A 6,928-nucleotide genomic window follows, 5' to 3' on the forward strand; every position below is an offset into this window, starting at 1 on the left:
GGCTCAGACCTGCTCGGCCAGCTCCAGCCAGCTCATCTCCAGCTCCTCCTTCTCCTCCCGGACCGCCCGCAGCTGGGCGTCCAGCTCGGCGACCTTGGAGAAGTCGGCGGCGTGCTCGGCGAGCTGGGCATGCAGCTTGGACTCCTTCTCGTCCAGCTTGGCGATCTGCCGCTCCAGCTTCTGCATCTCCTTCTTGGCCGCCCGCAGGTCCCCGCCGGACAGCGCGGGCGCCCCGGCCTCCGCACCGGCCGCCGGCGCGGAGGCACCGGAGACGGCGGCCGCGGCCGAAGCGGCGGCGGCCGCGGCGGCGGCCATCGCGGTCCGCCGCTCCAAGTACTCGTCGACGCCGTTCGGCAGCATCCGCAGCCGCCGGTCGCCGAGCAGCGCGTAGGTGATGTCCGTGGTCCGCTCGATGAAGAAGCGGTCGTGGCTGATGACGACCATCGTGCCGGGCCAGCCGTCGAGCAGGTCCTCCAGCTGGTTGAGCGTCTCGATGTCGAGGTCGTTGGTGGGCTCGTCGAGGAACAGCACGTTGGGCTCGTCCATCAGCAGCCGGAGCAGCTGGAGCCGCCGCCGCTCGCCGCCGGACAGGTCGCCGACCGGCGTCCACTGCTTGTCCTTGCCGAAGCCGAACTGCTCGCAGAGCTGGCCGGCGCTCATCTCCCGGCCCTTGCCGAGGTCGACCCGCGAGCGGACCTGCTCGACGGCCTGGAGCACCCGGGTGGCCGGGTCCAGCTCGGCGACCTCCTGGGAGAGGTACGCCAGCCGCACGGTCTTGCCGACCTTGATGACCCCGGAGGCCGGCTGGACGTCGCCCTCCGAGGCGTACGCGTCGCGCATCGCCCGCAGCAGCGAGGTCTTCCCGGCGCCGTTGACGCCGAGCAGGCCGATCCGGTCGCCGGGGCCGAGCTGCCAGGTGAGGTTCTCCAGCAGCAGCTTCGGGCCGGCCTTGACCGTCACGCCCTCCAGGTCGAAGACGGTCCGCCCGAGGCGGGCGTTGGCGAACTTCATCAGCTCGCTCTTGTCGCGCGGCTCGGGGACGTCGGCGATCAGCGCGTTGGCGGCCTCGATCCGGTAGCGGGGCTTGGAGGTGCGGGCGGGGGCACCGCGGCGCAGCCAGGCGAGCTCCTTGCGGGCGAGGTTCTGGCGCTTCTGCTCCTCGACGGCCTCGATCCGGGAGCGCTCGGCGCGTGCGAACACGTAGTCGGAGTAGCCGCCCTCGTACTCGTGGACGGAGCCGTGCTGGACGTCCCACATCCGGGTGCAGACCTGGTCGAGGAACCAGCGGTCGTGGGTGACGCAGACCAGGGCGGAGCGGCGGGACTGGAGGTGCCGGGCGAGCCAGGCGATGCCCTCGACGTCGAGGTGGTTGGTGGGCTCGTCGAGGACGATGAGGTCCGGCGAGCCGAGCAGCAGCTTGGCGAGCGCGATCCGGCGGCGCTCGCCGCCGGAGAGCGGGCCGATGACGGTGTCCAGGCCGTCGGGGAAGCCGGGCAGGTCGAGTCCGCCGAAGAGGCCCTCGATGATGTCGCGGATGCGGGCGTCGCCGAGCCATTCGTGGTCGGCGCGGTCGGCAATGACCTCGTGCCGGATGGTGGCGGTCGGGTCCAGCGAGTCGTGCTGGGTGAGGACGGCCATCTGGAGGCCGCCGGACCAGGTGATCCGGCCGCCGTCGGGCTCCTCCAGCTTGGCGAGCATCCGGATGAGGGTGGTCTTGCCGTCGCCGTTGCGTCCGACGACGCCGATCCGGTCGCCCTCGCTGACGCCGAGGCTGACCCCGTCGAGAAGGGCCCGGGTGCCGTAGACCTTCGTGACGGACTCGATGGTGGCGAGGTTGACGGCCACGTGTGCTTCGCTCCTGGGTTCGACGGTCCGGGCTCGGGCGGAGCCCCGGAGCCTCCCAGCCTAGTCGGCCCGCCCCGGGTCCCCGCCCGCTCGGCCGCTCCTCACGCCTCCCCGGCCACCGCGGCCCCGGGGACCGGGCCGTGGGTCGCGTGCGCGGTCCGGCAGGTGCCGGAGGCGCGCAGCGCGGCAGCGACGGTCCCGGCGGCCTCGGCGTCCTTGACCAGGAAGGCGCAGGTCGGCCCGGAGCCGGAGACCAGCGCCCCGAGCGCTCCGGCCTCGGTGCCGGCCCGCAGGGTGTCGGCGAGGGCGGGGCGCAGCGACAGGGCGGCCGGCTGGAGGTCGTTGGCGAGCGCGGCGGCCAGCGCGACGGCGTCGCCTCCGGCGAGGGCGGCGAGCAGGGCGGGGTCGGCGTCGGGGGTGGGCACTTCGGTGTCGCCGGAGCCGGTGCCGGCCTCCTCGCGCAGGCGGTCGCACTCGCGGAAGACGGCGGGGGTGGACAGGCCGCCGTCGGCGACCGCGAAGACCCAGTGGTAGCTGCCGGCGACGGGCAGCGGCTCCAGGATCTCGCCCCGGCCGCGGCCCAGGGCGACGCCGCCGACCAGGGCGAACGGCACGTCCGAGCCGAGCTCGGCGGCCAGCTCCAGCAGCACCTCGGACGGTGTGCCGAGCCCCCACAGGGCGTCGCAGGCGACCAGCGCCGCCGCACCGTCGGCGCTGCCGCCGGCCATGCCGCCGGCCACCGGGATGGCCTTGGCGATGTGCAGCCGGACGTCGGGCGCGGCCAGGCCGTGGTGGTCGGCGAGCAGCCGGGCGGCGCGGGCGGCGAGGTTGCTGTCGTCCAGCGGGACGGCGTCGGCGTCCGGTCCGGTGCAGCTGAGGGTGACGCCCGTGCCGGGCTCGCCCGCCGTCGCCGTCACCTCGTCGCCGAGGGCGACCGCGAAGAAGACGTTGGCCAGGTCGTGGAAGCCGTCGGCGCGCAGGCCGCCGACCCCGAGCTGGACGTTGACCTTGGCGGGTACGCGGACCGTGACGCTCACTGGAAGTCCCCTACTGCGGCTTGTGCTCGGCGATGGCGGCGAACTGCTCGACGGTGAGCATCTCACCGCGCAGCTTGTGGTCGATCCCGGCGGCGGTGAGCGCCTGCTCGGCCCCGGCGGCGGAGCCGGCCCAGCCGGCCAGCGCGGCCCGCAGGGTCTTGCGGCGCTGGGCGAACGCGGCGTCGACGACCGCGAACACCTCCTCGCGGGTCGCGGTGGTGCGGGGCGGCTCGCGGCGGATCAGCGAGACCAGCCCGGAGTCGACGTTGGGGGCGGGCCAGAAGACGTTGCGGCCGATGGCCCCGGCCCGCTTCACGTCGGCGTACCAGTTGGCCTTGACCGAGGGGACGCCGTAGACCTTGTTGCCGGGCTTGGCGGCGAGCCGGTCGGCGACCTCGCTCTGCACCATGACCAGGGTGCGTTCGATGCTGGGGAAGGTCGCGAGCATGTGCAGCAGCACCGGCACGGCCACGTTGTACGGCAGGTTGGCGACCAGCGCGGTGGGCGCCGGCCCGGGCAGTTCGGTGACCAGCATGGCGTCGCTGAACACCAGGTCGAACGCCTCGGCCCGGTCGGGCATCCGGGCGGCGACGGTGTCCGGCAGGTGCCGCGCCAGCACCGGGTCGATCTCCACGGCGGTGACGTGCCGGGCGGTCTCCAGCAGCGCGAGCGTCAGCGACCCGAGCCCGGGCCCGACCTCGACCACCGCGTCCTCCCCGGTCACCTCGGCCGCCCGGACGATCCGCCGCACGGTGTTGCCGTCGATGACGAAGTTCTGCCCGCGCTGCTTGGTCGGCTTCACGCCGAACGCGTCCGCCAGCGCCCGGATGTCCGCGCCGCCCAGCAAGGGGGTCCCCCCGGCCGGGGGCTGGGGGCGGCTGTCAGGGGTGGGATCGGTGGTGCTCACCCGCCAAGGATACGGGCGCGCGGGCCCCTCACAGCTCGACGACCGCCGCGAGGTCGATCTCCACGGGGTAGGGCACGGCCGTCCGCAGCACGCCCTCGTGCTGGGCGACCGGCAGGTAGACGTTCTTCTCCTCGTCCCGGTGGAACTCGTGGACGATCGGGAGGTCGTCGATGCCCCGCTCGACGCGCCAGTAGTACGGGATGCCCTTGTCGGCGTACTGCCCGGGTTTGCGGAACCGGTGTTCGGTCGGATCAGTACCCGAACGCCCGCGCCGTGTTCTCCGCGATGGCACCGGCCAGCTCGTCCTCGGGCAGGCCCAGGGTGCCGGCCATCGAGCGGACCGTGACCGGGATGAGGTACGGGGCGTTGGGGCGGCCGCGGTAGGGGTGCGGGGTGAGGAAGGGCGCGTCGGTCTCGACCAGGATCCGGTCGAGCGGGGTGACCGCCAGGGCGTCGCGCAGCGGCTGGTTGGCCTTGAAGGTGACCGGGCCGGCGAAGGAGAGGTACCAGCCGTGCTCGGCGCAGACCTTGGCCATCCCGGCGTCGCCGGAGTAGCAGTGGAAGACGGTCCGCTCGGGGGCGCCCTCCTCCAGTAGGACGGCGATGACGTCCTCGTGGGCGTCCCGGTCGTGGATCACCAGGGCCTTGCCGTGCCGCTTGGCCATCGCGATGTGGCGGCGGAACGACTCCTTCTGGATCTCCACGCCCTCCGGCCCGGTGCGGAAGTAGTCGAGGCCGGTCTCGCCGACGGCGCGGACCTGCGGCAGCGCCGCGAGCGCGTCGATCTCGGCGAGCGCCGCGTCCAGCGCGGCCCGACCGCCGGGCTCCCGCCGCTGCCCGGACCAGCCGTCCGGGTCGCCGAGGAAGATCCGCGGCGCCTCGTTGGGGTGCAGGGCGACGGCGGCGTGCACCTGCTCGAACCGGGCCGCCAGGTCGGCGGCCCAGCGCGAGCCCGGCACGTCGCAGCCGACCTGGACGACGGTGGTCACCCCGACCGAGGCGGCCTTGGCCAGGCCCTCCTCGGGCGTGCCGGACTGCATGTCCAGGTGGGTGTGCGAGTCGGCGACCGCCACCGCCAGCGGGGCGGGCAGCGGCGGCGGGGTGGACCGGTCGTCGTCCTTCTTCGGCATCAGTCGTCCTCTCCGGCGCTCGGTCGTCCCGCCGCGGTGCCCGGTCGTCCCGCTGCGGTGTTCGGTCGTCCCGCCCCGGCGTGGGGGCGTCCCGCTCCGGCCTCAGGAGGCCGGCTTCTCCTCAAGGCGGGGGAAGAGGATGTCGCCCTTGGTGACGGTGGCGCCGGCGGGCAGCCGGCCCCACTGCGCGGCCTCGGCGACGGTCTGCGCGGCCAGCGGGCCCAGCCCGGCCTCGGCGCCGAGCGAGGCCCAGAGCTTCTCGGCGGTGCTCGGCATCACCGGGTTGAGCAGCACGGCGGTGGCCCGCAGCGACTCGGCGGCGGTGTAGAGGATGGTGGCCAGCCGGTCCCGGCCCTCGGCCGAGTCGTCCTTGGCGACCTTCCACGGCTCCTGCTCGGTGAGGTAGCCGTTGACCTGCTTGACGAAGTCGAAGACGGCCGCGATGCCGCCGGCGAAGTCCAGTTCCTCGCCGATCCTGCGGTCGGCGGTCCCGACCGCCGTCGCGAGGCCCTGCGCGACGGCCTTCTCGGCCTCGCCCGGCGCCGCCGCGGCCGGCAGCGCGCCGTCGAAGTACTTGCCGACCATGGCCGCCACCCGGGAGGCGAGGTTGCCGAAGTCGTTGGCCAGCTCGGAGGTGTACCGGGCGGTGAAGTCCTCCCAGGAGAACGAGCCGTCGGTGCCGAACGGGATCGCCCGCAGGAAGTAGTAGCGGTACGCGTCCACGCCGAAGTGCGAGGTCAGGTCGGTGGGCGCGATGCCGGTCAGGTTGGACTTCGACATCTTCTCGCCGCCGACCATCAGCCAGCCGTTGGCGACGACCCGCTTCGGCAGCGGCAGGCCCGCGGCCATCAGCATCGCGGGCCAGATCACCGCGTGGAAGCGCAGGATGTCCTTGCCGACGAGGTGCACCGAGGCCGGCCACAGCTCGGCGAAGCGCTCCGGGTCGGCGCCGTAGCCGGCCGCGGTGATGTAGTTCTGCAGCGCGTCCACCCACACGTACAGGACGTGCTTCTCGTCCCAGGGCAGCGGGACGCCCCAGTTGAAGGTGGAGCGGGAGATGGAGAGGTCCTGCAGGCCCTGCTCGACGAAGCGCAGCACCTCGTTGCGGGCCGACTCCGGGGCGATGAAGCCGGGGTTGTCGGCGTAGAACTCCAGCAGCTTCGGGCCGTACGCGGAGAGCCGGAAGAAGTAGTTCTCCTCCTCCAGCCACTCGACCGGCTTCTTGTGGATCGGGCAGAGCTTCTCGCCCTCGGCGGCGCCGTCGAGCAGCTCGGCGGGGAGCTTGTACTCCTCGCAGCCGACGCAGTACGGGCCGGAGTAGCCGCCCTTGTAGATCTCGCCCTTGTCGTACAGGTCCTGGACGAACTCCTGCACCCGGGCGGTGTGCCGCTCCTGGGTGGTGCGGATGAAGTCGTCGTTGGCGATCTCCAGATGCTGCCAGAGCGGCTTCCAGGCCTCCTCGACCAGCTTGTCGCACCACTCCTGCGGGGTGACGCCGTTGGCCTCGGCGGTGCGCAGGATCTTCTGACCGTGCTCGTCGGTGCCGGTCAGGTACCAGACCTTCTCGCCGCGCTGGCGGTGCCAGCGGGTCAGCACGTCGCCCGCCACGGTGGTGTACGCGTGGCCGAGGTGGGGACGATCGTTGACGTAGTAGATCGGGGTGGTGACGTAGTACGCGGGGGTGGTGCCCCCGGTGGTGCTGTGCTCTGCAGTGGCCGCCATGGTCCGCAAGCTTAGTCGGGCCCGCGCACCGCCCCGGACGGCCGGGCGCGGGACGGCGGCCCGGGGCTCCCGGAGCGCCGTCCCGGCCCGCCGCCGGAGCCCGGCCCTCAGCCCCGCATCCGCGCCCAGAACCGCGCCCAGCGCCCGCCCGCCGGGGCGGTCCGCACCGAGCCGGGGGGGGGGGGGGGGGGGGCGGGGCGGGGGGGGGGGGGGGGGGGCGGCGGGGGGGGGCGGGGGGGGGGCCCGCCCGCCGCGGGCGGCGCGGGGGGCGGGGGGGGCGCCGGGGC

The 6,928-nt window shown here is 74.0% G+C and carries 6 protein-coding genes; all 6 read right to left on the reverse strand.

Features of this window, described 5'->3' with window-relative positions; all coding sequences use genetic code 11:
* Positions 1-3: 3 nt before the first annotated feature.
* Complete coding sequence (locus ACF1AK_RS05105; protein ID WP_391497399.1) at positions 4-1,845, reverse strand: ABC-F family ATP-binding cassette domain-containing protein; 1,842 nt, start codon at positions 1,843-1,845, stop codon at positions 4-6.
* Between the two features lie 101 nt (positions 1,846-1,946).
* A complete protein-coding gene (locus ACF1AK_RS05110; protein ID WP_391497400.1) occupies positions 1,947-2,882 on the reverse strand; it encodes a 4-(cytidine 5'-diphospho)-2-C-methyl-D-erythritol kinase in 936 nt (311 codons plus the stop codon).
* A gap of 10 nt (positions 2,883-2,892) precedes the next feature.
* On the reverse strand, positions 2,893-3,789 hold the full coding sequence (rsmA, locus tag ACF1AK_RS05115) for a 16S rRNA (adenine(1518)-N(6)/adenine(1519)-N(6))-dimethyltransferase RsmA (protein WP_391497401.1): 897 nt from the start codon (positions 3,787-3,789) through the stop codon (positions 2,893-2,895).
* A gap of 28 nt (positions 3,790-3,817) precedes the next feature.
* The gene (locus ACF1AK_RS05120; RefSeq protein WP_391497402.1) at positions 3,818-4,081 is read right to left on the reverse strand and encodes a hypothetical protein; all 264 of its coding nucleotides are present in this window, start codon (positions 4,079-4,081) and stop codon (positions 3,818-3,820) included.
* On the reverse strand, positions 4,041-4,919 hold the full coding sequence (locus ACF1AK_RS05125; RefSeq protein ID WP_391497403.1) for a TatD family hydrolase: 879 nt from the start codon (positions 4,917-4,919) through the stop codon (positions 4,041-4,043). The genes ACF1AK_RS05120 and ACF1AK_RS05125 overlap by 41 nt, the downstream gene beginning before the upstream one ends.
* A gap of 102 nt (positions 4,920-5,021) precedes the next feature.
* Positions 5,022-6,641: a methionine--tRNA ligase gene (metG, locus tag ACF1AK_RS05130; protein WP_391497404.1), complete on the reverse strand. Its 1,620-nt coding sequence runs from the start codon at positions 6,639-6,641 to the stop codon at positions 5,022-5,024.
* Positions 6,642-6,928: the final 287 nt, after the last annotated feature.

Origin of the sequence: Kitasatospora sp. NPDC015120 (assembly GCF_043080305.1) — a bacterium.
In the GTDB taxonomy this organism is placed as follows: Bacteria; Actinomycetota; Actinomycetes; order Streptomycetales; family Streptomycetaceae; genus Kitasatospora.

Coding starts and splice junctions, on each gene's coding strand:
- ACF1AK_RS05125 (WP_391497403.1), bottom strand. CDS start 4,919: ATGCCGAAGAAGGACGACGACCGGTCCACCCCGCCGCCGCTGCCCGCC.
- metG (WP_391497404.1), bottom strand. CDS start 6,641: ATGGCGGCCACTGCAGAGCACAGCACCACCGGGGGCACCACCCCCGCG.